A 22,075-nucleotide genomic window follows, 5' to 3' on the forward strand; every position below is an offset into this window, starting at 1 on the left:
ATGAGTTTAGATAGTCAATTGCAGAATAATGGTGTTATTGTTGCCAAATTAGATGATTTGCTGAATTGGGCAAGATTATCTTCAATGTGGCCTATGAGCTTTGGTATTGCTTGCTGTGCCATTGAAATGATGGGGGCAATGGCTTCAACTTACGATTTAGATCGGATGGGCGTATTTCCAAGGCCTTCTCCAAGGCAATCCGACGTGATCATTATTGCTGGAACGGTTACCTTTAAGATGGCCGATCGTATCAAGAAACTATATGAACAGATGCCAGATCCTAAATATGTTATTTCGATGGGCTCTTGTTCCAACTGTGGTGGTCCATATTGGCAGCATGGTTATCATGTGGTCAAGGGGGTGGATCGCATTATCCCTGTGGATGTTTATGTCCAGGGATGTCCACCACGTCCCGAGGCGCTAATTGGTGCTTTTATTGAATTGCAAAAAAAGATAGACAAAGAAAGCTTGTTAGGTGAGCAATTGTTCAGCGGAAAAGCTTAAAAGATAAATTTTATAAGATTTTAAATCAATTATGGCAAAAGATTTTTATGGTGAATTGCAATTGGGTATTCTTGGCGGTGGTCAACTGGGAAGAATGCTCATCCAGGAAGCCATTAATTACAATGTAAATGTTCATGTATTGGACCCGGATAAGAATGCTCCTTGTCGCAAGTTGTGCAATAAATTTGAATGTGGTTCATTGGGCGATTTTGAAACGGTCTATAATTTCGGTAAGGATCTGGACATGATCACGATCGAGATCGAGAAGGTGAATGTAGATGCTTTGGAGAAACTGGAAGGAGAGGGAGTAATTGTATATCCACAATCACGTATCATTCGTCTGATTCAAGATAAAGGTCTACAAAAGCAATTTTTTAAACAAAACGATATACCAACTTCGGCGTTTCAATTGATATCCAATAAGGATAATTTAGTAAATGCCTCATTAAGCTTACCCTATATCCAGAAATTACGTAAGGATGGATATGATGGAAAAGGGGTAAAGAAGATTGTCACCCAGCAGGATATACAAGATGCGTTCGAAGAACCTAGCTTAATTGAAGAATGGGTAGATTTTGAAAAGGAAATTGCGGTCATTGTTGCCCGGAATGATAAGGGGGAGGTGTCTACATTTCCAATGGTGGAAATGGAATTTAATCCTCAGGCTAACTTGGTGGAATTTTTGATTGCGCCGTCTTTGTATGGTGTAGAGATTCAACAACGCGCAGAGGCTATAGCAAAAAAGATTGCCGATGATTTGCAGATCGTGGGTATATTGGCTGTAGAGATGTTCCTAACGAAAAATGGTGATATTTTGGTCAACGAATTGGCTCCGCGCCCTCATAATAGTGGTCACCAGACAATAGAGGGTAATTATGTGTCGCAATTTGCACAGCATTTAAGGGCTATATTCAATCTACCGTTAGGTGATACCAGATGCAGAACGAATGCCGTTATGATTAACCTGTTAGGTGAACCTGGCTATGAAGGATTGGCCAAATATGAGGGAGTAGAAGAGGTGTTGGCAATGGAAGGCGTATATATCCATTTATATGGAAAGAAATATACGAAGCCATTCCGCAAGATGGGCCATGTTTGTATCATCAATGATGATCGGGAGAAAGCGATCTCCAATGCAAGAAAAGTACAAGAAATATTAAAAGTTAAAGCTTAAACAATACTATGTCAGTCAATAATAAGGCCCAGGTAGGCATTATCATGGGAAGCAAATCAGACCTTCCTGTTATGCAGGATGCTATAGATGTGCTCAAAGCCCTTGGGGTGGAATTTGAGGTAACGATCGTCTCAGCACATCGTACACCGCAACGTATGTTTGATTATGCGAAAAATGCAGCTTTTCGTGGTTTGAAAGTTATTATTGCTGGAGCGGGTGGTGCGGCGCATTTGCCAGGAATGGTTGCTTCTATTACACATTTACCTGTGATAGGCGTGCCTGTAAAATCATCAAATTCCATTGATGGATGGGACTCGGTACTTTCTATTCTTCAGATGCCAAATGGTATTCCTGTAGCAACTGTCGCTTTAAATGCGGCGAAGAATGCAGGTATATTGGCGGCTCAGATTCTTGGTACACATGATGAAACAATCAGCAAGAATATCATCGAATTTAAAGAAGAGTTGGCGAGAAAAGTAATCGAGACAGCAGTGGAGGTAGAAGATACCGAATTTTAAGCTGACAATCTGACAAAATAAAAAAGGGAGCATTGCTCCCTTTTTTATTTTGTCAGATTTGCCTGTACATAATCGTAGCTTTTTTTGAGACTTTCCATCTTATTTGGCATATAGATATTGTCTTGCTCAACAAAAGCATATTTAAGTCCGGCTTTATTCCTTTCTTTGACGATTTCAGGGAAGTTGATGCTTCCGGTCCCCACTTCGGTATACTTGATATCATTGAAGATTTGCTCAATCGGCAATTTCCCATCTTTGGGCCATTCAATAGGATTGGATTTTGTTTTATCCATATCTTTGACATGCCAAAGTTTAAAACGGTTGGGGAATTTTTCAAACAAAGCTATCGGGTTTTTACCCGCTTTTTCTGCCCAGAAAAGGTCTAATTCAAAATCAACCAAATCAGGCTCAGTGAATGCTAACATCACCTCTTCACCCGTCGTATTATTGCCTAGATCCCTAAATTCCCAGAAATGGTTGTGATAAGCAACTTTTAGACCTAATTTTTTAGCCTGTTCACCAGCCTTATTCAATTGCTCTGCAGCATAGAGATAATCGTCTTTTTTCAATGCATTCAGATCAAACATCGGTGTTACAGGAGCAATCACATATTCTTGACCAAGTTCTTTTGCTGCATCAAAATAAACCGCAAGGTCTTCTTTGTCGGTATGAGCTTTACTGAGGTATTTGGACATATCGTAATGGCCTGAATGTGTTTTTAGACCGTTATCATCCAATATTTTCTTCAACTCTTTGTAGGGCAATTTCCAGAACTGTTTGGCTGTAGCATCTATTCCATAGAGCTCAACATGTTTATACCCAATTTTGGCAATTTGTTCCAAAGATCCTTTCGGATCTTTATCCATTAAATCGCGGATGGAATAAAGCTGTACGCCTATATTCTGTAATGGATTGTCGCTGATTGCACCGGCTTTATTTTGACAAGATATAAAGTTGGGCACCAGATAAGCTGCCGAAAGACCTATTCCAGCTTGCTTTAAAAATTGACGGCGAGAATTGTTCATCATATAATTGATTACTTGTTAGTGTACAATGTACAATTATTTGTTCAGAAATCAATGGTGTAACAAGGAATATTTTTGAAGAGTATGTTGATTTTATAAACTATAAAATCTTCGGAGAGCCAAGGTATTGTAGGTCGGTAAGAGTCCGTTTTAAGGGGGGAGTGGGGAGGTCTTCATACCAATAAAAAAGGTCTGAATATTTTTCAGACCTTTTTTCTATTCAAGTAGGAAAACTTAAACAGTCATGATATCTTTTTCTTTCAGTTCAGCCAATTTATCAACTTTTACAATGAATGCATCTGTTAACTTTTGAACTTCACCTTCGGCAGTTTTGATTTCATCTTCTGAAGCACCGTCATTTTTTAATTTTTTGATGGACTCGTTAACATCCTTACGAATATTACGAACACCAATACGGCCTTTTTCAGTTTCTTCTTTTACTTTCTTAACCAAATCACGTCTTCTTTCTTCTGTCAAAGGAGGAATATTCAGACGAATAACGATACCGTCATTTTGTGGGTTGATTCCTAGGTTAGCGTCTGTGATAGCTTTTTCAATTGCGTTGATGAGCGATTTTTCCCAAGGTTGGATAACAATAGTCCGTGCATCAGTTGTATTAATGTTAGCCACTTGTGAAAGTGGAGTGGCGCTGCCATAATAGTCTACTGAAATTCCATCTAACATGGATGGAGAAGCTTTACCCGCACGAATTTTAGTTAATTCGGATTCGGTGTGAGCAACTGCTTTGGACATCTTGTCTTTACAATCGTCCAATTCAATTGAAATTAGTTCGTTCATATAAGATTACGTTTTTTACAGATTTAAATTATTTAACCACAGTTCCGACATGTTCACCATTGGCAAGTTTTAATAAATTGCCTGGTTTGTTCATATCAAATACGATGATCGGTAATTTGTTTTCTTGACAAAGGGTAAAGGCTGTCATATCCATGACATTTAATCCTTTCTCATAAACCTCTGTGAATGATATTTCTTCAAATTTTGTTGCACTAGGATCTTTTTCTGGATCTGCAGTGTAGATACCATCCACGCGGGTTCCTTTCAATACAGCATCGGCATTGATTTCGATTGCACGCAAAGATGCAGCGGTATCCGTTGTGAAATATGGGTTTCCTGTACCAGCTCCGAAAATAACAATACGGCCTTTTTCCAAGTGGCGAACGGCTCTTCTACGAATGAATGGTTCGCAGATTTGCTCCATTTTGATCGCAGTAAGCAAACGTGTCTTTTTCCCAACTTTCTCAAGCGCATCTTGAAGAGCCATGCTGTTGATGACTGTGGCAAGCATGCCCATATAGTCTGCTTGAACACGGTCCATACCTGATTTTTCAGCGCTTAGACCACGGTATATATTACCGCCACCGATAACAATTGCAATTTCTAAACCTTGATCGTGAATTTCTTTGATATCATTAGCGTATTGTGATACACGGTTAATATCGATACCATAGCTTTGGTCACCCATTAAGGATTCACCGCTAAGTTTTAATAAGATACGTTTGTATTTCATAATTGTTTTTTTGGAAATTTTCCAAAGGTCAAAGATAAAATATTTTTTTCATCCCTTAAGCCTTAAAGTGATATTTATTGTGCTTTTATTGTTTGATTAATGACTTCTTGGTAATACTGCTCATACAAAGGCATAATATTAGACAATTGGAATTTTTTTGCATGATTTAATGCCGCTTCCTTAAATTTTTCTAAGCGTTCTCCATCTTCCAAGATATAAATCGCGTTTTTCGCCATATCTTCAACATCACCAACAGCACTGAGAAATCCAGTTACACCATTTTCATTCAGCTCGGGTAAACCTCCGGTATTGGAAGAGATGACTGGAACTTGACAAGCCATGGCTTCTAAAGCCGCAAGACCGAAACTTTCCGAACTTGAAGGCATCAGAAAAAGATCTGATACAGATAATATTTCTTCCACTGCGTCCTGTTTCCCCAAGAAACGGACGTCTTTGCATACATCAAGTTCTCTGGATAACTCCTCCGCATTTCGACGCTCAGGACCGTCACCTACCATTAATAACTTGGAAGGGATGACATCATGGACTTTCTTAAAAATACGAATGACATCTTCTGTATTTTTGACTTTTCTAAAGTTGGAAGTATGGACCAATATGCGTTCATTGCCCGGTGCAATGGCTTTTTTGAAATGTGTCCGATCTTTATTGCTGAACCTGTCCAGATCAATAAAGTTTGGAATCACTTTGATATCGCGCGTAATATCAAAATATTGGAGCGTTTGATCTTTCAGATTCTGTGATACCGCAGTTACGCCATCGGATTGATTGATGGAGAATGTAACAACAGGACTAAAACTCTTGTCTTTACCAACCAGTGTAATATCTGTACCATGTAAGGTCGTTACTACAGGAATATTAATGCCATATGTAGTGAGTAAGATCTGTTTTGCCATAAATGCCGCCGATGCATGTGGAATGGCATAGTGGACGTGAATCAAATCCAACTTTTCAAAACGAACAACATCAACCAGTTTGCTGGCTAATGCAGATTCATAGGGTAGAAAGTCAAAAAGTGGATACTGCGAAACAGCTACCTCATGGTAGTATAGGTTTTCAGAGAAGAAATCCAGACGTGCGGGTTGTCGGTAGGTGATAAAATGGATCTCATGTCCATTAGCGGCCAAAGCCTTTCCTAGTTCGGTTGCAACAACACCACTTCCACCAAAGGTGGGATAACAAACAATTCCTATTTTCATTTGCGTAATTATGTCTGAGCGTATATTTTTAACGGCATTCCGTTATACGCGCTGTTTAATTTGTGTTTAAAGGTTCCAAGGAACCTAATGTTAGTATTCTGCGTGTTGTCGTCCAAGACATGTGATGTCTATCACATATAAACTATTTTTATTCATAAGGCATCGACGAAGTTATTTACCTTAACAATTGTCTTTTTAAATTATTTCATGCTAACATGAAAAATTGATAACGCTTATTCCTGAATTTTGTGTTGCAAATTTCGTCTATTTATGCGTAAAATAACAAAAACCAATTGCCATAGTTTTGTGAATTTTTTGATTGGTTAAAAAGCACTATCTTTAAATAGACATTAAATCGGTATATGGATAACTTTATAAGTGATATTTCAGGACAGCAATTTCCTTCGGAGCAACGCATTTTGGGGGCTTCAATCCGACAACCTATTTTTAAGCTGATAAAAAAGGAATATCCAAGTTTTAGTAAGGACAAGTATATCGCCGCAAGCGAGTTGACACGATTTAAGGAAACTTATATCTCCGAATTTCTGAAAGATGAGTCGGGGCAATTAAGTCAATTGGATCAGCAGGTAATCAATAGCTTTAAGGAAAATAAAGTAATCAGCGCAAGTCTGGACGGAGATGATAAGGAGTCAGTCAGCGTAGGAGATCGGGTTGCAGATAAAGTGGCTGAGTTTGGTGGAAGCTGGACCTTTATTATTTCCTTTATCTTATTTTTGATTGTTTGGATTGCAGCCAATATCTTTTGGTTAAATAATAAAGGCTTTGACCCGTATCCCTTTATTTTACTTAACTTGATTTTGTCCTGTGTGGCGGCCTTGCAGGCTCCGGTTATTATGATGAGTCAAAACAGACAGGAAGATAAGGATCGTGAACGCGCAAGAAATGACTATATGGTCAACTTGAAGGCTGAACTCGAAATCAGGGAATTACATGAAAAAATAGATCATCTCATTATCCGCAAAGAACAAGAACTTGTCGAAGTACAACGGGATCAAGTGGAAAAATTGAGCTTTCTATTAAAAAAGATGGAAAAAATAGAAGAAGCATTTAAAAATAAATGAATTTAGAAGGAGTAATAGGAGAACTTACGTTTAGGTTTTCCAGGTCGGGTGGAGCAGGTGGACAACATGTAAACAAGGTGTCATCGAAAGTATTGCTGCAGTGGGATGTTGCGCTATCGACAGCTGTTTCTGCTGAGGAAAAAGCAATGGTGTTCACCGCATTGGCAAATCGTATAAATAAAGAAGGAATACTGCAATTGGAATGCGATATCGACCGGTCGCAGGTCCGCAATAAAGAAATCGCAATCGATCGCTTTAAGCGTATATTGACGGCCGCACTTGTGCCAGCAAAACCTCGTAAGAAAACCAAAACTCCGTATTCGAGTGTTCTCAAAAGGCTGGATCGAAAGAAACAACAATCTCAATTGAAAGCTTCAAGGAAAAAGAATTTCGATGAATAAATATGACAATATTCCGTATTGACAAAAAATAATAAGTTGATTATCAGTCTATTGGTTTTTAAACTAATTTATTAGTTGTTAAACTATGTTTTTAGTTATAACTTGTCTATTGATTTATTATTCAGGTATTTAATTTATTCTTGAGGAGTTATGGAGGATTTTAAAGAGTTAACGAAAGCTGAAGAGCAGATTATGCAAGAGCTCTGGGAGATGGGCCGTGGCTTTGTCAAAGAGATTATTGATCGACTTTCGGAACCGAAACCTGCTTACAATACGGTCTCGACCATCGTTCGTATTCTTGAAACGAAGGGCTTTGTAACGCATGAATCCTTTGGTAAAAGTCATCAATATTTACCAAAGATTTCAAAAGAGGAATATAAGAAAGGTATTACAGGTAAGTTATTAACCAATTATTTTGATAATTCGCCCAAAAGTATGCTCTCTTATTTTCTGGAAGAGAACAGGTTGGACATCAAAGAACTTGATGACATCTTGTCCATCATCGAACGTAATAAATAACAACCAATACTCTTTTATAAACTTTTGATTATGATTTACTTATTGATTGTCAATATTTCATTGATTATCAGTTTTGTGCTCTACAAACTGATTTTTAGAAAACTTACTTTTTTTCAATGGAATCGGATCTATCTGATTGGAATGGTTGCATTTTCTTTACTAGCTCCCGTGGGTATTTTTATTGAATTGCCCAAGACAGAGATGATTTCCAATCATATTCCACAGGTCGATTTAGGAACATATATGGATGTCGAAATCGGGAGTCCGATCGAAGAAAAACCTCTTTTTCTATTGGATATTCTTACCAAGATCTATTGGATAGGAGTGGCCGTCGCCTTTTTTTTCCTGGCGGTGCGTATCAGGCAACTTGTTCGGGTAATGCGCTCTTCTCCCGAATACCTGAGTTTTTCTTTTTTTAATAGGATTGTGATTGGAAAATCGATTAAAAACAAGGAGAATATTGCATGGCATGAGCAGGTCCATACTGCCCAGGGGCATTCCTACGATTTGGTGTTGATTGAGCTGCTGAAAATTTTTAATTGGTTCAATCCTGTTGTGTATTTCTTTCAAAAGGAAATAAGGTTTCAACACGAGTATATTGTAGATGAAATATGCTCGACCGATAAAGTGGCTTATGCAGAAATGCTGGTTGCTCATGCATTACGTACAGATCAATTGGCTTTTTCACATGAGTTTTCCAATCATTCTTTTTTAAAGCAGCGCATCACGATGTTATTTAAAGTTAAATCTGTACAAAGACAACGCTTGTTATATGTGATTGTGTTGCCCATGCTATTGGTGGTAGCGGGGTCTACGTTGGTCTTTAATACGAGTAGGGCCAAGGATATGGTAGCGGATGTTGAAGAAAGCGTCAATAGGTTAACTGTGATTGATGACCAGGCATTATCGAACCAACCTGAGGAGTTAAAAAACGAACAGGTAAATGAAGACAGGAAGATATACAAAGACCCGGAGGTATTGGCTATTCCAGTTGGAGGAATGAAAAAGTATGTCGTGGGATTGGCCAGTAGAATCCATGTGAGTGATGAAGCAATCAAGAATAATGTGATCGGGGTAATTGTCATCACAGCCATCGTGGAGAAAAACGGTGAGTTGAGCCATATAAAGGCTAAGAATGATTTGGGCTATGGCCTGGCATCAGCTGTGGAAAATGCTGTAAAAGCAAGTGGGAAATGGAAACCTGCAATCGTCAATGGGAAAGTCGTTCGATCGCTGCTTTCCTTGCCCGTTACCGTTGGCGGAAAAACAACTTATTATTGGGAGGAAACCGACACATTGGGCAGAAAGGTCCGGATGTCATCTCATTCATTCCCGGGCGCTGAATCTGGTGAAGAGACGGAAAAACAACTCAAGGAAGTAAAATCGATAAGGACGGAAAATGAGAGCGACCGCTGGAATCTTTCATTGGATTTTCAGTCCGACTTAGTAACTTTTGATAAAGTTGAGGTGCAACCAACACCTGTTGGGGGAATGCGATCTTTTATGATCTGGGTAGGCGATAATTTTGTTTTTCCTGAAGCAGCAATTAAACGGGAGGTTAATGGCATTGTTGAAGTGGTTTTTATTGTCGAAAAGGATGGTAGTTTATCCCATGTTGATGTAAAAAAAGATCTTGGTTATGGAACCAAAGAGGCGGCATTGGAGCTCCTAAAAGGTGCGAAAAAATGGAAACCGGGATTAGTCAACGGTAGACCGGTACGCGTGGCTTACACATTGCCGATTCGTTTAAATTTAAAGAAGTAAAGATTAGATCATAAATATGCAGAGCAGATTCATTCAAATTTTCTATTTTATTGTGGTTTTGGCCATGCTTTCTTCCTGTAAGTCCTATAAAGTGGTTCCCAACGGTTTTGCTGTACAAGGAGATGAGTATTTTGTTAATATTAACAAAGAGCTCACCGTATTCCTCGGAGATGATATTATGGAGGATAAAAATTGGCAAGGTAAGACTAATCCAATTAATGCAAAGCAGGTTGACAATCGATTTCGTCGTGTATTGCGCCATTTACGCTATTCAGATACCGCGTATCAGGTTTTGTTTTCTGGACATCTGGAAGGAAAATATCAGTATGACATGCTTGCTGTAGTCAACAACTCGCCAAATGTAAAAGGGAAAAAAAATCACCTACTTGATTTAAGTTCTTTTCAACGGGAGCAAAATAAGGAGGGGCGATATTTTTATACGACTACAACTTTTAAAGGGCAAAAACTGCTTCATTTTGTAATACCTTTTAATGGGCGCCTTTGGCAAGAGAAAATGGTGTCGCTGATCTTTCTCTTCCCTGAGGATTTTACCGATATCGCGTGGGCGAAGGATGTGGTCATGTCTAATGTTGCTATGTATCGCGATCGTTATAAATTTACCCCGAGCCGCACAGAGATTTTATGCCCCGATGATGGTAGTAGCCGTTCGCATTTGGATTATAAAATCCCTGAAGAAAAGGTGAATAAAACAGGCTATATGTTAATGAAAGCTTATGGCGAAGTTGACGGAGAACGAAAGCTGGTTGTTTACCGCGTGATGAAGCCCGGAGATTTTTATGGGTCCTTTGTGACCTGTAAAGGGGATTATGAAATTCTGTATACCACATTGCAAGACAAAATTGTTTGGCAGACTAAGGTGAATACAGAGCGGGATGTCGAATTCTAAAGAATAAATTGAAAGCCTTGGATCAATAATCCAGGGCTTTCAATTTATTCTTTAAATGCAAAATTTCATTTTGGAGCTGCTCAACTTTTTCCAATAGATGGCTAGCAACCTGAATTCCTGCAGGATTTACTTCAAGGTCATAATAGAGATTTGAAAAACGCTCCAATTTTTGGAGCTCCTCTTCATCGATATATTGTTCTTCTTGTTGAATGACAATATGTATGAGTCCGTATTCCTCCATGCTTTGCAGAAAGGTTGTTTCAACCTTTCTGGACTGGCAGAAGTCGATGACTTTAATGAGTGTCGTTTCCATAAGATTATTGTTTTAAATCCTTCAACTGTTGGAACAATGCCTTTTCTTCGGCAGACAGATTATTGGGCATTTGGATATTCAATGTGACATAAAGGTCGCCAAATTCACCTTCTTTGCGGTATAAGGGGAATCCTTTTCCTTTAAGTCGCATTTTTGCGCCATTTTGACTTTCGGCTTTAATCTTCAGTTTAACCTTTCCGCCGAACGTATCTAAGGTCACTTCGCCGCCTAGAATAGCTGTATAAAGGTCTACATCAAGTGTAGTGTATAAGTCATTCCCCTGACGTTTAAAACGGGCATCTGGTGTGATGTTAATTGTGATATAGAGATCTCCCTTCGGCCCCCCGTTGATGCCCTCACTGCCATATCCTTTCAGTTTGATTTTTTGACCATCCTCCACTCCAGCATGAATCGTGATGCGGATACTTTTTCCATTGATATTGAAGGTCTGTTGATGTGTCGTGTAAGCTTCTTGTAAGGTTAAGCTGAGTTCGGCATTAAAGTCCTGTCCACGAAATGTACTTTGGCGGCCTCCCCCGCGTCTGCTGCCAAACATCTGTTCGAAGAAATCCGAGAATTGCCCATCATCAAAGTTTCCGGTGTACTCGTGGGAGCCGCCGCTACCAAATGGATTTCCCCCAGCTCCGAATGGATTTCCTCCGGCGGATTGGGACTGACGGTATTGTTGCTGCGCTTTTTCATACTCCTCTCCATGTTGCCAGTGTTCACCGTATTGGTCATATTTTTTGCGCTTTTCGGGATCGAATAATACTTCATTTGCCTCATTAATCTCCTGAAATCGTTGTTTTGCCTCATTGTCATTGGGGTTGACATCAGGATGGTATTTACGGGCTAGTTTTCGATATGCTTTTTTGATCTCATCAGCTGAAGCTGTTTTATCAATGCTAAGCACTTTATAGTAATCTACAAAAGCCATAAATTATACTTGTTTTGTATTAAAGGTAACAAAAATTGTGGATAAAAGGTTTATGCTAAAGGTCATTTTAATACATAAAAAAAGCAAGTAAATGATTGTTTACTTGCTTTTTTATACAGTATAAAGTAATCCTTTTTACAGGCGATAATTTGACCCTACTCTTTATTATTGTCAACCACCAGGCGATTTTCCCGATTGGCTATTTGCCATGCGGTGTAAAATGCGAGCTTTTCACGTTTAACCATCAATGGAAAGTCGATCTTGTCATAGGTATCTGCAGGTGTGTGGTAGTCCGGATGCAAGCCCGAAAAGTAAAATACAGATGGGATACCTTTCTTGGCAAAGTTATAATGATCGGAGCGATAGTAGAGGCGCATAGGATCCTTTGGATCGTCATACATATAGTCAATCTCCAGTTTCGTATGTTTTTCATTCTCATTTTTATTGATCTGATATAACTCCGAGCTCAATTTATCTGAACCGATCGCATGGATATAATCGTGATTACCTTTGAGATGTTTGTCGTCAACACGGCCGATCATATCAATATTAATGCAGGCAACGGTGTTTTTCAATGGAAATATGGGATTTTCTGTATAGAATTTGGAACCCAGTAAACCTTTTTCTTCTGCCGCATAGGTGATGAACAAAATACTGCGCCGTGGGCCATTTCCGGTTGATTTAGCTTTAGAAAAAGCACGTGCCAACTCAAGGACAGCTGTTGTGCCCGAGGCATTGTCATCGGCCCCAAAGAAGATATTTCCTTTGGAATCCATTCCATCGTGGTCATAGTGGCCCCCGATCACAACGATTTCGTCTTTTTTATCTGTTCCTTCCAGGTAGCCAAGAATATTAGGATCGGCTAAAGTTGCCGCATTGGTGCCAAACTCAGCTTTAAAATTTGTTGAAATAGCAAAGGAATTCGGTTGTCCCGTACGATTAATTTTTGCAACCACAGTAGCAAGATTGGTTCTTGCTAGGTTTAGAATATAATTTGCTGCATGGTCTGTAATATTGACCACGGGGATCATGGGCGACTTTTCAGGCGCAGGTTGATCCACCGCTAAATTATAACGGCCCTCAATAGCACGGTCTCCTGCATCCTCCAAAAGTTGAGACAGCTGACTATTGATGGCTAGTACCATTTTGGGACTGTGTTTAAGGATCTCCTTGACTTTTTTATTTCGGGTTGTTGCCCAGTCCGAAGCAGCCTTTTTGCTGGTAATCCATGAATTCCCTTTCTCATCTGTTGGCTCATTCTCATTGATCAACATAACGATCTTATTGTGGAGATCCATGCCTGAGATATCCGAATACTTGGGATCATCTATGCCATAGCCAATAAACACAATTTCATTGCTTTCGAAGAACTTGTTCTCATTGTTGCCAATGACAAAAATGTCCTTACCATGTTGGAAGGGTCTATCGTTAATACTAAATTGCTTTACCTTAAAGCTGTTGCGAATTAGCTGCAGGGGTTGGAAATAGGATCCATTGACAGGCGCACTAAGTCCATATTTTTTAAATTCATTGGCAATATATTCTGCTGCCAGGCGCCCACCTTTTTGGCCGGTCCCTCGGCCTTCAAAATCGACAGAAGCTAAAGTGCGCAGATGCTTCTGCGTCGACTCTACTGTGATTTCATCTGCATATTTACTGTTTACGTCCTGTGCTTTTGCACAGCTCATTAGGGAGCATGCGATCCAAAGCAGGTTGTATATTTTTTTCATTGTTTATTTTTTACTAGTGCGACTTTCAACGCTTTATTTTGTAATGCTAATTAACCGGATTAAGCGAGCATCATCTGCTTAATCTTATAACAGGTGTCAGTATCTGCACAATATATAAAAAAAAGCGGATGAAAAGTGTAGTTTACCTTTCATCCGCTTCTTAAAAAATGTTAATTTATTAACAGCTACAAGCTATTTTGTTTACACGGTTAGCGTGACGTCCACCCTCGAATTCCGTGTTCATAAATGTGTTGACGATCTTTTTAGCAAGGTCAAGGTCGATAAAACGTGCTGGGATACATACCACGTTCGCATCATTATGCTGACGGGCTAAAGCCGAAATTTCCTCCAACCAACAGATAGCAGCACGAATATTTTGGTGTTTATTAGCTGTGATAGCAACACCATTTGCACTTCCACAAATCAAGACTCCGGCATCAGCTTCTTTATTTTCTACTGCTGATGCAACTGGGTGTGCGAAATCTGGATAATCAACTGAATCTGGAGAGTTTGTTCCAAAGTCTGTTACTTCATAACCCAGTTCATTCAAAAAGCTTACCAAAGCTGTTTTGTATTCAAAACCAGCATGGTCACTTCCAATCGCAATTTTCTTTACGCTGCTCATTTTTATTGTTATTTTATTTTTCTTGTGCTAATTTTTTTCTTTTGACATCCGCAGAAACCATAATACTGATCTCATATAATAAGAACATTGGTGCTGCAACGGTCAACATGGTGATCACATCTGCAGAAGGTGTAATGATAGCGGCTATCACTAAAATAATTACAGTTGCATAACGACGGCTGGCCCGCATAAATTCAGGGGTCATAATGCCTATTTTCGAGAGAATAAATACCAGTATCGGCAGTAGGAAAACAATTCCACAGCCCAATGTTAATGTTGCTATCGTGGAAAGGTAATTATCAATGGTAATCTGGTTCACGATTTCATCACTTAGGGATACATTTGCCAGAAAGTTTATGGATAATGGCACAACGATATAGTATCCGAAGAGCGCTCCTAAAATAAACAATAAAGAGGAGTAAAAGACAAACCCTCGTGCAGAGCGTCTTTCCACATCGGTCAATGCTGGTTTTACAAATAACCAGATTTCAAAAAGAAGGTAAGGAAAGCCCATCATCAAAGCCATCAATAAACAGGAGTTTATCTGAAGCATAAATTGACCTGCTAGTTCGGTATTGATGATATTAAAAGGAATTTTCTTGACACAGAAGTCCGCTAAATTGAAAGCATCTGCAGCTTTACACATCATGCGATAGGTCCAAAAATTTAGATTCTTTGGCCCCATGATGATATCGTTGAATACGAAATCGTAGAATGTAAAGGCAATACCTGCAAAGATACAGATCGCAATTGCTGAACGGACCAAATGCCATCTCAAAACCTCAAGGTGGTCAAAAAAAGACATTTCTGCTTCTATATTCTTCCCTTTATCTTTAATAGCTTGTATTAGATCTTTCGAATTAGGTGTACTCATAAAAATTGTTTGGAAACAAAAATACCATTCTTATTGTAAAGAATGGTATTTTTTATGTATGTAAAGATAATTTTATTTAATCTTCTGCTGGATATTCCGTTAGGTCGAAAGTTTCCATAAACTTTGTCGTGAAATTGCCGGCTCTAAAGTTAGGGTCGCGCATCAATCTCAAATGTAAAGGAATGGTTGTTTTGATCCCTTCAATGACGAATTCGCTTAACGCACGTTCCATGGTACAAATTGCTTCCTCACGTGTTTGTGCAACAGTGATCAATTTAGCAATCATAGAATCATAGTTCGGCGGAATTGAATAACCAGAGTAAACGTGTGTATCTACACGTACACCATGTCCACCTGGTGAGTGGAAGTTGGTGATTTTACCTGGTGAAGGGCGGAAATTGTTAAAAGGGTCCTCAGCATTGATACGACATTCAATTGCATGCATTCCTGGTTCATAGTTTTTACCAGAGATCGGAATTCCTGCGGCCACTTTTATCTGTTCTTTGATCAAGTCAAAGTTGATTACCTCTTCCGTTACAGGGTGTTCTACTTGGATACGAGTGTTCATTTCCATAAAGTAGAAGTTGCGGTGTTTGTCAACCAAGAATTCGATTGTACCAGCACCTTCATAGTTTACAGCTTTAGCACCTTTGACAGCAGCCTCTCCCATTTCAGCTCTCAATTCGGGAGTCATAAAAGGTGATGGAGATTCTTCGATCAATTTTTGGTGACGACGTTGTATCGAACAGTCACGTTCAGATAGGTGACATACTGTACCGAACTGATCGCCCACAATTTGGAATTCGATGTGACGCGGTTCTTCTACATATTTTTCAAGGTAGATGCCATCGTTACCGAAAGCCGCAGCAGATTCAACACGTGCAGAATCCCAAGCTGGTTCGAACTCTTCATCTTTCCAAATGATACGCATACCACGACCACCACCACCGGCAGTTGCTTTGATGATTACTGGGTAGCCGATTTCATTCGCTAATATAATACCTTCTTTTACGTTTGAGATCAAACCATCCGATCCTGGAACGGTTGGAACACCAGCTTTTTTCATGGTATCCTTAGCACGGGATTTATCACCCATTTTTTCGATCTGTTCTGCAGTAGCACCAATAAATTTGATGCCATATTCTGCACAGATTGCTGAAAAGCGTGCGTTTTCCGATAAGAAACCGTATCCTGGATGAATCGCATCTGCATTTGTCAATTCAGCTGCAGAAATAATATTTGGAATGTTTAAGTAAGAGTCTCTACTCGGTGGAGGACCAATACAAACTGCTTCATCCGCAAATCTTACGTGTAAACTATCTCGATCAGCAGTGGAATATACTGCAACACTTTTAATACCCATTTCACGACAGGTACGGATAATGCGCAGGGCAATCTCGCCTCTATTTGCAATTAATATTTTTTTGAACATTGTCTTGAATTATGAAGTTTGCAAAAAATGTAGCCCTTTGGAGGCTACATGTATTCATTTACGTAATTGTAAATTACTTAGGCTCAACTAAGAATAATGGTTGGTCGAACTCAACAGGTTGAGCGTCTTCTACCAAAATCTTAACGATTTTACCTGAAACTTCAGATTCAATTTCGTTGAATAATTTCATTGCTTCAATGATGCATAATACAGAACCGGTATTGATATCATCACCAATATTAACGAAAGATGGTTTACCTGGTCCAGCCGAACGGTAGAATGTACCGATCATTGGTGATTTGATTGTTATCAAGTTTGCGTCAGCGTTTACCGCTGGTGCTGCAGGGCTAGCCACAGGAGCTGGCGCCGCTGCTTGTGCAACTTGAGGAGCAGCAATTGGAGCAACAGCAGGAACAGTAGCTGTCACGTACGTAGGCTCTTGATTTGTCTTTATTGTAATTTTAAAATCTTGCTCTTCAATTGAGACTTCATTCACACCTGATTTTGAAACGAATTTAATCAAGTCCTGAATTTGTTTGATATCCATACCCATAGTATTCTAGGTTTTGTTTGTTTCTAAAAAATTCTAACTGTCAAAAGTAATAAATTATACCATAAAATGGACAATTAATACGCCCATTTTAAATAGATGGATCCCCAAGTGAAACCACCGCCGAAAGCTGCAAGGATAAGATTATCTCCTTTTTTCAATTGAGATTCCCATTCCCATAGGCATAAAGGAATAGTACCACTGGTGGTATTTCCATATTTTTGAATGTTCACCATCACTTTTTCTTCCGGAAGACCCACACGTTCTGCAGTTGCATCAATAATACGTTTGTTGGCCTGATGAGGTACCAACCAAGCAATATCTTCTGACTTTAAGTTATTTTTGACCATAACTTCATGTGCTACATCAGCCATATTGGTTACTGCAAATTTAAACACCGTACGACCTTCTTGGTAAGCATAATGTAATCCTGCATCTACAGTTGCATGCGACGCCGGATTCAGTGAACCTCCACCTTTGATATTCAAAAACTGTCCTCCAGAACCATCGGTTTTTAAAATAGCATCCTGTATACCCATTCCTTCTTCATTTGGCTCCAACAATACACAACCACAGCCATCACCAAATAGGATACAGGTATTACGGTCTTGATAATTTATTACTGAAGACATTTTATCTGCACCGATAACAAGGACTTTTTTATGTGTACCAGCAGTGATAAATTGTGTTCCTGTATTCAGACCGAACAAGAAACCTGAACAAGCAGCCTGAAGATCAAATCCCCATGCATTTGTAGCTCCGATTTTATCGGCCAGAATATTTGCAGTCGCAGGGAACAGCATATCTGGTGTGCTTGTGCAAAAGATAATAAGGTCAATATCTGTAGCAGCTATACCTCTTTTTTTCAATAAACCTTGAACTGCAGGTACAGCAAGATCTGAAGTAGCAAGCCCTTCACCTTTTAAGATGCGACGCTCTTTGATTCCCGTTCTGGAAACAATCCATTCGTCGTTGGTGTCGACCATTGTTTCCAATTCTTTGTTAGTAAGGATATAATCCGGAACGTAACCATTTACAGCCGTGATTGCGGCGTGAATCTTTGACATAAATATTCTAATTGAAAATAGATCTGATGCTGTCAATGAACTTAGACTCGATCATATCTCTTGAAAATAAAACCATATTTTTAATGGCCTCAGGTGTCGAAATACCATGGCCAATAATGACAGGAGCATTAACTCCCAAGATGGGGCTTCCGCCGTACTGCTCGTAGTTGAATCGGTCGAAGAAATCATCTTTAAAACCTTTTTTCAACGTCACTACATAAAATGATTCTGCGAGTTTCAAGACGACGTTGCCTGTAAATCCATCACAGACGTAAACGTCGGCATGGTCACTGAACAGGTCACGGCCTTCTGCATTTCCGATAAAGTTAATCTTGTCGTTGGCTTTAAGTAGGGGGTAGGTAGAGGTTGTTAGGATGTTTCCTTTTTCTTCTTCTTCTCCGATATTCAATAATCCAACTTTAGGATTGGATACATTAAACACATGTTCGGCAAAGACACTTCCCAAGATTGCAAATTGGTTCAACATCTCTGGTTTACAGTCCGCATTAGCGCCGACGTCCAATAAGATTCCGAAGCCTGATTTTAATTTGGGAACAATGGATGCTATTGCAGGACGTAATACGCCTGGGATAGCTTTAACGCTGAACATTGAGCCCACAAGCATGGCGCCGGTATTACCAGCAGAAGCGAATGAGTCAATTTCTTTGTTTTTTAAATATTCAAATCCCTTCGCAATACTTGAGTTGGGTTTTTGAGTTATTGCTTTGGTAGGATGTTCACCCATTGCAATGACTTCTGGAGCCTCTACATATTCAAAGTCAGATGAATTTCCTCCGGCTTGATTGATTAATTGTTTAGTCTCTTCAGTGTTACCAAAAAGGACTATTTTTTGGTCTCCAGTAAGCTGTTTTTGTGCTTCAATAGCACCTGTTATCGTTGCTTTAGGAGCATAATCTCCTCCTAAAATATCTAAACCAATCTTCATCCGTTATTATTTAGTAAATCAATAATACGCAAAAAACATCCCAAAGTAAAGCAAATTTCTAAAATAGTGCTTGTCTGGGATGTTTTGGTGTTATGAAAGGTTTACCTTAGACAACAGCTGTATTTTCAATGATCAATTTACCGTTGTAGTACAAGTTTCCGTCTACAGTATACGCACGGTGAGGTAAATGAACTGCGCCAGTTTCTTTACATACTGTCAAGCTTGGAGCTTCAGCTTTATAATGTGTTCTTCTTTTGTCTCTTCTTGATTTAGAAGTTTTACGTTTTGGATGTGCCATCTCGTATTTTTGTTTTAGTTATTTTTAATATTTCTCAATGCTTCCCAACGTGGGTCGATAATTTCTTCTTCTTTTTGTTCTTCTGAATCAGGCTCGCTTGTAAATAACGCGAGCATGTCAGGATCACATTGTATACCTTGTCCCTGCTCTTCACATTTTACGATATAGGGAACAGCTAAATTAATGTATTCGTATAATAACTCAGCTATATCCAACTCATGGTCGCTTTTGGATAAGATCAACACCTCTTCGGTATTATCTGTCCAATCTTCATCCGTGAATTTGACTAATATTCGTTCTTGAATTGAAATCGGTGACATAAACTCTTTTAAGCAGGTATCACAAGTCAATTGAATTTCGCCTTGGATATCAAAATGCAAAATCAATAGATTTTCTTGTTTTTGCAATTCAACTTCTGCTTTCAGATTGCCATCTTTTACAATCGAATGTTCGTAGCAGTCAAAGAACTTTTTATTAATGTCAAACTCAAAATTGTGCTTTCCAGCGTTGAGCCCCGAAAAGGGAATTCTGTATTGTTTTAGATGTTTCACAATCTTGCATTTGAGCCTGCAAAGGTATGTATAAAATCATTAGGATAGAAATATTTTTTTAAATATTCCGAAGCAAAGCTTTATATACACCAGTAACAGGGCTTATTCATAATAATTTTTGCCTAACTCTATCTTTTCGCGCCCATTTGCCATACGCCATTTGTTAGTGTCACGTAGCGAATAAGCACAGCCGCAATATTCCTGCATATAGAACTTCTCCTTTTTGGAGACTTCAAGCATACGGGCAGAACCACCTTTCTTGCGCCAGTTGAATGTCCAATACTCCATCCCTTCATGGCGGGAGGCCGCACGTAAACCACAGTCATTGATTTGCTCCATGTTTTTCCAACGGGAGATACCCAGCGAACTTGAAATCACATCAAAGCCATTCGCAGCTGCATACTCAGCCGTTTTTTCAAAACGCATATCAAAACACATGGTGCAGCGAATGCCTCTTTCAGGCTCTTGCTCCATCCCTTTGGCCAAATCGAACCAATGATCAACATCGTAATCCGCATCAAAAAAAGGGATATTATGTTTTTCCGCAAATCGGATGTTCTCGTCTTTGCGTAAATCATATTCTTTGCGGGGATGAATATTGGGATTGTAAAAATAGATTGTAAAATCGATATCCGAAGCAATGAGTGCTTCCATCACTTCTCCAGAACAAGGAGCACAGCAGGAGTGTAAAAGTAATTTTTTGCCCTCTCCCGGTAATGCCAACCTCTCCCTTACAAATTCTTTATTTTCCATAATCGTATGTGCTAACAAAAAACAAGGACAATTTTAATCAAAAAGTAGCGAATTGACAAATATTTCCGTTTTACTTATACGAGTTTGCCCTTAAAAGAATCATATAAATTCGTTTATATGCTGCATATATTAGTAGATTTGTATGTTTAACGCAATACACTATTTTTAATAAAAAATATATGAAATTTTCGTTTCGATCCTGTATTATCCTATTCTTTGTTAGTGTAATAGGTTTTACATCATGCAAGAAACTGGATGATGAACCTGTAAGAACGGGTGCTACTTTGATCTCCAGATTGTATGTTTCTTTCTCGGATTACGACCAGAACAATTCCGCGCTTAAAAACATGATGATTATCGATCCGGCTGATACAACCAACTTGGATAATATCTATCAATATCTTTCTCCGGCAAAAGGTGGTGGCCCAATTCTTTTTGATGCAGCAGCCCGGGCTATCTTTCAGGCAAGTGTTACAGCACAAGATACTTTTCTTCAAGTGATTCCATTTGCCAATGAGATCTATGGAATTCCTGGTAATGCAGGTGCTATTGGATATACTGGTTTTACAAATGTAAGGGGTTTGGCTTATTATACTTATGCCCAACAAAATGGTACTTCTGGATCTGTTACAACACCATTTCTTTTGGCTGTTACAAATCGCGGAGCAGGTAACTCCATGTTATATGCTATAAGTACACCAAGTGGAAAAGTAGGATCAAAAGGCGGAGCACCGATCATTGACAAACAGATTAACCTGGGGACCATTGTTCCGAGTTCACTGACCTTATTGAACAGCATCACGAGTGATAGTAATGAGAAATTGGTGCTGGTTGGTTTTAATAATGAAGGAACAGAAAATAAAAGTGGTTTTGCGGTATATTCACAACTCAAACAAGAACTCATCGACCGTGCTCGCGATACCATTGTAGCTTCCACTAGATTTACGCCAATGATGAAAGTATATATCAATGGTAAAACGGGATTAGGCTCGGTATCCTACGCTCCCAAAAAGAACTTGTTGGCGGTAACTTCCGGTAGTGAAGTACTATTTTTCAAAGATCCAAATACCTTATTTAGCGGCACCACGGATAAAATGAACGTGGAACCGGATTATGTTGTCGGTGGGGCTAATACAGGCTTAGTAAAACCTTGGGGTGTAGCGATTGATGACCGTACGGACCAAGGAAAATTCTTTTATGTTTCTGATCTAACGAATCGTACAATTTCGCGTTTTCCATTGGTTGGCTTAAGTGAAGGCAATGTAAAACCCGATATTGCGGCGAAAACCTATGGCTCCATGACGCCTAATTATATCTTTTTAGATGCTCGTGAAGCTAATGTTTTCTAACATGCAGT

The 22,075-nt window shown here is 39.1% G+C and carries 25 protein-coding genes; 9 read left to right on the forward strand and 16 right to left on the reverse strand.

Annotated features, from left to right (window positions below; translation table 11 throughout):
* The 3 genes from CBM24_RS04135 to purE are packed head-to-tail and all read left to right on the forward strand — an operon-like array spanning position 1 to position 2,196.
* A complete protein-coding gene (locus CBM24_RS04135; protein WP_088160295.1) occupies positions 1 to 504 on the forward strand; it encodes an NADH-quinone oxidoreductase subunit B in 504 nt (167 codons plus the stop codon).
* A 31-nt stretch (positions 505 to 535) separates the two neighbouring features.
* Positions 536 to 1,678 carry a 5-(carboxyamino)imidazole ribonucleotide synthase gene (locus CBM24_RS04140; RefSeq protein WP_088160296.1) on the forward strand — a complete coding sequence of 381 codons (1,143 nt, stop codon included), beginning with the start codon at positions 536 to 538 and terminating at the stop codon, positions 1,676 to 1,678.
* Between the two features lie 8 nt (positions 1,679 to 1,686).
* Positions 1,687 to 2,196 carry a 5-(carboxyamino)imidazole ribonucleotide mutase gene (gene purE, locus CBM24_RS04145; RefSeq protein WP_088160297.1) on the forward strand — a complete coding sequence of 170 codons (510 nt, stop codon included), beginning with the start codon at positions 1,687 to 1,689 and terminating at the stop codon, positions 2,194 to 2,196.
* Between the two features lie 44 nt (positions 2,197 to 2,240).
* On the opposite strand, the gene CBM24_RS04150 is transcribed toward purE, so the two are convergent.
* The 4 genes from CBM24_RS04150 to bshA all read right to left on the reverse strand — a co-directional run bounded on the left by CBM24_RS04150 (position 2,241) and on the right by bshA (position 5,969).
* Positions 2,241 to 3,224 (reverse strand): sugar phosphate isomerase/epimerase family protein, encoded by a 984-nt coding sequence (locus CBM24_RS04150; RefSeq protein ID WP_227550265.1) that lies wholly within the window; start codon positions 3,222 to 3,224, stop codon positions 2,241 to 2,243.
* 231 nt (positions 3,225 to 3,455) lie between these two features.
* Positions 3,456 to 4,019 (reverse strand): ribosome recycling factor, encoded by a 564-nt coding sequence (frr, locus tag CBM24_RS04155; RefSeq protein WP_088160299.1) that lies wholly within the window; start codon positions 4,017 to 4,019, stop codon positions 3,456 to 3,458.
* Positions 4,020 to 4,047: 28 nt separating this feature from the next.
* Positions 4,048 to 4,752: a UMP kinase gene (pyrH, locus tag CBM24_RS04160; protein WP_075991132.1), complete on the reverse strand. Its 705-nt coding sequence runs from the start codon at positions 4,750 to 4,752 to the stop codon at positions 4,048 to 4,050.
* 74 nt (positions 4,753 to 4,826) lie between these two features.
* Complete coding sequence (gene bshA / locus CBM24_RS04165) at positions 4,827 to 5,969, reverse strand: N-acetyl-alpha-D-glucosaminyl L-malate synthase BshA (RefSeq protein WP_088160300.1); 1,143 nt, start codon at positions 5,967 to 5,969, stop codon at positions 4,827 to 4,829.
* Positions 5,970 to 6,331: 362 nt separating this feature from the next.
* Here bshA and CBM24_RS04170 point away from each other — a divergent pair, with 362 nt between their 5' ends.
* The 5 genes from CBM24_RS04170 (at position 6,332) to CBM24_RS04190 (ending at position 10,642) form a co-directional block, all read left to right on the forward strand.
* Entirely contained in the window at positions 6,332 to 7,051 is a 720-nt protein-coding gene (locus CBM24_RS04170; RefSeq protein WP_088160301.1) for a DUF1003 domain-containing protein, read from the forward strand.
* The gene (arfB, locus tag CBM24_RS04175) at positions 7,048 to 7,452 is read left to right on the forward strand and encodes an alternative ribosome rescue aminoacyl-tRNA hydrolase ArfB (RefSeq protein ID WP_075991135.1); all 405 of its coding nucleotides are present in this window, start codon (positions 7,048 to 7,050) and stop codon (positions 7,450 to 7,452) included. The genes CBM24_RS04170 and arfB overlap by 4 nt, the downstream gene beginning before the upstream one ends.
* Positions 7,453 to 7,602: 150 nt before the next feature.
* Positions 7,603 to 7,971 (forward strand): BlaI/MecI/CopY family transcriptional regulator, encoded by a 369-nt coding sequence (locus CBM24_RS04180; protein WP_075991136.1) that lies wholly within the window; start codon positions 7,603 to 7,605, stop codon positions 7,969 to 7,971.
* A 30-nt stretch (positions 7,972 to 8,001) separates the two neighbouring features.
* Entirely contained in the window at positions 8,002 to 9,735 is a 1,734-nt protein-coding gene (locus CBM24_RS04185; RefSeq protein ID WP_088160302.1) for an energy transducer TonB, read from the forward strand.
* Between the two features lie 16 nt (positions 9,736 to 9,751).
* Entirely contained in the window at positions 9,752 to 10,642 is an 891-nt protein-coding gene (locus CBM24_RS04190) for a hypothetical protein (protein ID WP_088160303.1), read from the forward strand.
* A gap of 22 nt (positions 10,643 to 10,664) precedes the next feature.
* Here the strand turns inward: CBM24_RS04190 and CBM24_RS04195 are convergent, their stop codons facing one another.
* The 12 genes from CBM24_RS04195 to CBM24_RS04250 form a co-directional block, all read right to left on the reverse strand.
* Entirely contained in the window at positions 10,665 to 10,955 is a 291-nt protein-coding gene (locus CBM24_RS04195) for a chaperone modulator CbpM (protein ID WP_088160304.1), read from the reverse strand.
* A gap of 4 nt (positions 10,956 to 10,959) precedes the next feature.
* Entirely contained in the window at positions 10,960 to 11,892 is a 933-nt protein-coding gene (locus CBM24_RS04200; RefSeq protein WP_088160305.1) for a DnaJ C-terminal domain-containing protein, read from the reverse strand.
* Between the two features lie 155 nt (positions 11,893 to 12,047).
* A complete protein-coding gene (locus CBM24_RS04205; RefSeq protein WP_088160306.1) occupies positions 12,048 to 13,622 on the reverse strand; it encodes a M28 family peptidase in 1,575 nt (524 codons plus the stop codon).
* A 178-nt stretch (positions 13,623 to 13,800) separates the two neighbouring features.
* Positions 13,801 to 14,247 (reverse strand): ribose 5-phosphate isomerase B, encoded by a 447-nt coding sequence (gene rpiB / locus CBM24_RS04210; protein WP_088160307.1) that lies wholly within the window; start codon positions 14,245 to 14,247, stop codon positions 13,801 to 13,803.
* A 13-nt stretch (positions 14,248 to 14,260) separates the two neighbouring features.
* Entirely contained in the window at positions 14,261 to 15,121 is an 861-nt protein-coding gene (gene tatC / locus CBM24_RS04215) for a twin-arginine translocase subunit TatC (protein WP_088160308.1), read from the reverse strand.
* Positions 15,122 to 15,197: 76 nt separating this feature from the next.
* Positions 15,198 to 16,553: an acetyl-CoA carboxylase biotin carboxylase subunit gene (accC, locus tag CBM24_RS04220; protein WP_075991144.1), complete on the reverse strand. Its 1,356-nt coding sequence runs from the start codon at positions 16,551 to 16,553 to the stop codon at positions 15,198 to 15,200.
* Between the two features lie 73 nt (positions 16,554 to 16,626).
* Positions 16,627 to 17,106, reverse strand: coding sequence for an acetyl-CoA carboxylase biotin carboxyl carrier protein (gene accB / locus CBM24_RS04225; RefSeq protein ID WP_088160309.1), 480 nt, complete (start codon positions 17,104 to 17,106; stop codon positions 16,627 to 16,629).
* Between the two features lie 74 nt (positions 17,107 to 17,180).
* The gene (locus CBM24_RS04230; protein WP_046672271.1) at positions 17,181 to 18,170 is read right to left on the reverse strand and encodes a beta-ketoacyl-ACP synthase III; all 990 of its coding nucleotides are present in this window, start codon (positions 18,168 to 18,170) and stop codon (positions 17,181 to 17,183) included.
* A gap of 7 nt (positions 18,171 to 18,177) precedes the next feature.
* On the reverse strand, positions 18,178 to 19,116 hold the full coding sequence (gene plsX / locus CBM24_RS04235) for a phosphate acyltransferase PlsX (RefSeq protein WP_075991146.1): 939 nt from the start codon (positions 19,114 to 19,116) through the stop codon (positions 18,178 to 18,180).
* 106 nt (positions 19,117 to 19,222) lie between these two features.
* Entirely contained in the window at positions 19,223 to 19,414 is a 192-nt protein-coding gene (rpmF, locus tag CBM24_RS04240) for a 50S ribosomal protein L32 (RefSeq protein WP_046672269.1), read from the reverse strand.
* Positions 19,415 to 19,428: 14 nt separating this feature from the next.
* Positions 19,429 to 19,965 carry a YceD family protein gene (locus CBM24_RS04245; RefSeq protein ID WP_088160310.1) on the reverse strand — a complete coding sequence of 179 codons (537 nt, stop codon included), beginning with the start codon at positions 19,963 to 19,965 and terminating at the stop codon, positions 19,429 to 19,431.
* A gap of 102 nt (positions 19,966 to 20,067) precedes the next feature.
* On the reverse strand, positions 20,068 to 20,718 hold the full coding sequence (locus CBM24_RS04250; protein WP_088160311.1) for an epoxyqueuosine reductase QueH: 651 nt from the start codon (positions 20,716 to 20,718) through the stop codon (positions 20,068 to 20,070).
* Positions 20,719 to 20,897: 179 nt separating this feature from the next.
* On the opposite strand from CBM24_RS04250, the gene CBM24_RS04255 reads away from it, so the two are divergent.
* Complete coding sequence (locus CBM24_RS04255) at positions 20,898 to 22,067, forward strand: hypothetical protein (protein WP_075991148.1); 1,170 nt, start codon at positions 20,898 to 20,900, stop codon at positions 22,065 to 22,067.
* Positions 22,068 to 22,075 lie beyond the last annotated feature (8 nt).

Source organism: Sphingobacterium sp. G1-14 (assembly GCF_002196555.1).
GTDB lineage: Bacteria > Bacteroidota > Bacteroidia > Sphingobacteriales > Sphingobacteriaceae > Sphingobacterium > Sphingobacterium siyangense.

Excerpts from the sequence above, each read along its gene's own strand:
- accB (WP_088160309.1), bottom strand. The coding sequence starts at position 17,106 with ATGGGTATGGATATCAAACAAATTCAGGACTTGATTAAATTCGTTTCA.
- CBM24_RS04185 (WP_088160302.1), top strand. The coding sequence starts at position 8,002 with ATGATTTACTTATTGATTGTCAATATTTCATTGATTATCAGTTTTGTG.
- frr (WP_088160299.1), bottom strand. The coding sequence starts at position 4,019 with ATGAACGAACTAATTTCAATTGAATTGGACGATTGTAAAGACAAGATG.
- rpmF (WP_046672269.1), bottom strand. The coding sequence starts at position 19,414 with ATGGCACATCCAAAACGTAAAACTTCTAAATCAAGAAGAGACAAAAGA.
- accC (WP_075991144.1), bottom strand. The coding sequence starts at position 16,553 with ATGTTCAAAAAAATATTAATTGCAAATAGAGGCGAGATTGCCCTGCGC.
- CBM24_RS04230 (WP_046672271.1), bottom strand. The coding sequence starts at position 18,170 with ATGTCAAAGATTCACGCCGCAATCACGGCTGTAAATGGTTACGTTCCG.
- CBM24_RS04150 (WP_227550265.1), bottom strand. The coding sequence starts at position 3,224 with ATGATGAACAATTCTCGCCGTCAATTTTTAAAGCAAGCTGGAATAGGT.
- CBM24_RS04255 (WP_075991148.1), top strand. The coding sequence starts at position 20,898 with ATGAAATTTTCGTTTCGATCCTGTATTATCCTATTCTTTGTTAGTGTA.
- CBM24_RS04170 (WP_088160301.1), top strand. The coding sequence starts at position 6,332 with ATGGATAACTTTATAAGTGATATTTCAGGACAGCAATTTCCTTCGGAG.
- purE (WP_088160297.1), top strand. The coding sequence starts at position 1,687 with ATGTCAGTCAATAATAAGGCCCAGGTAGGCATTATCATGGGAAGCAAA.
- rpiB (WP_088160307.1), bottom strand. The coding sequence starts at position 14,247 with ATGAGCAGCGTAAAGAAAATTGCGATTGGAAGTGACCATGCTGGTTTT.
- arfB (WP_075991135.1), top strand. The coding sequence starts at position 7,048 with ATGAATTTAGAAGGAGTAATAGGAGAACTTACGTTTAGGTTTTCCAGG.
- CBM24_RS04200 (WP_088160305.1), bottom strand. The coding sequence starts at position 11,892 with ATGGCTTTTGTAGATTACTATAAAGTGCTTAGCATTGATAAAACAGCT.
- CBM24_RS04140 (WP_088160296.1), top strand. The coding sequence starts at position 536 with ATGGCAAAAGATTTTTATGGTGAATTGCAATTGGGTATTCTTGGCGGT.
- CBM24_RS04250 (WP_088160311.1), bottom strand. The coding sequence starts at position 20,718 with ATGGAAAATAAAGAATTTGTAAGGGAGAGGTTGGCATTACCGGGAGAG.
- CBM24_RS04205 (WP_088160306.1), bottom strand. The coding sequence starts at position 13,622 with ATGAAAAAAATATACAACCTGCTTTGGATCGCATGCTCCCTAATGAGC.
- plsX (WP_075991146.1), bottom strand. The coding sequence starts at position 19,116 with ATGAAGATTGGTTTAGATATTTTAGGAGGAGATTATGCTCCTAAAGCA.
- CBM24_RS04180 (WP_075991136.1), top strand. The coding sequence starts at position 7,603 with ATGGAGGATTTTAAAGAGTTAACGAAAGCTGAAGAGCAGATTATGCAA.
- pyrH (WP_075991132.1), bottom strand. The coding sequence starts at position 4,752 with ATGAAATACAAACGTATCTTATTAAAACTTAGCGGTGAATCCTTAATG.
- tatC (WP_088160308.1), bottom strand. The coding sequence starts at position 15,121 with ATGAGTACACCTAATTCGAAAGATCTAATACAAGCTATTAAAGATAAA.
- bshA (WP_088160300.1), bottom strand. The coding sequence starts at position 5,969 with ATGAAAATAGGAATTGTTTGTTATCCCACCTTTGGTGGAAGTGGTGTT.
- CBM24_RS04190 (WP_088160303.1), top strand. The coding sequence starts at position 9,752 with ATGCAGAGCAGATTCATTCAAATTTTCTATTTTATTGTGGTTTTGGCC.
- CBM24_RS04135 (WP_088160295.1), top strand. The coding sequence starts at position 1 with ATGAGTTTAGATAGTCAATTGCAGAATAATGGTGTTATTGTTGCCAAA.
- CBM24_RS04195 (WP_088160304.1), bottom strand. The coding sequence starts at position 10,955 with ATGGAAACGACACTCATTAAAGTCATCGACTTCTGCCAGTCCAGAAAG.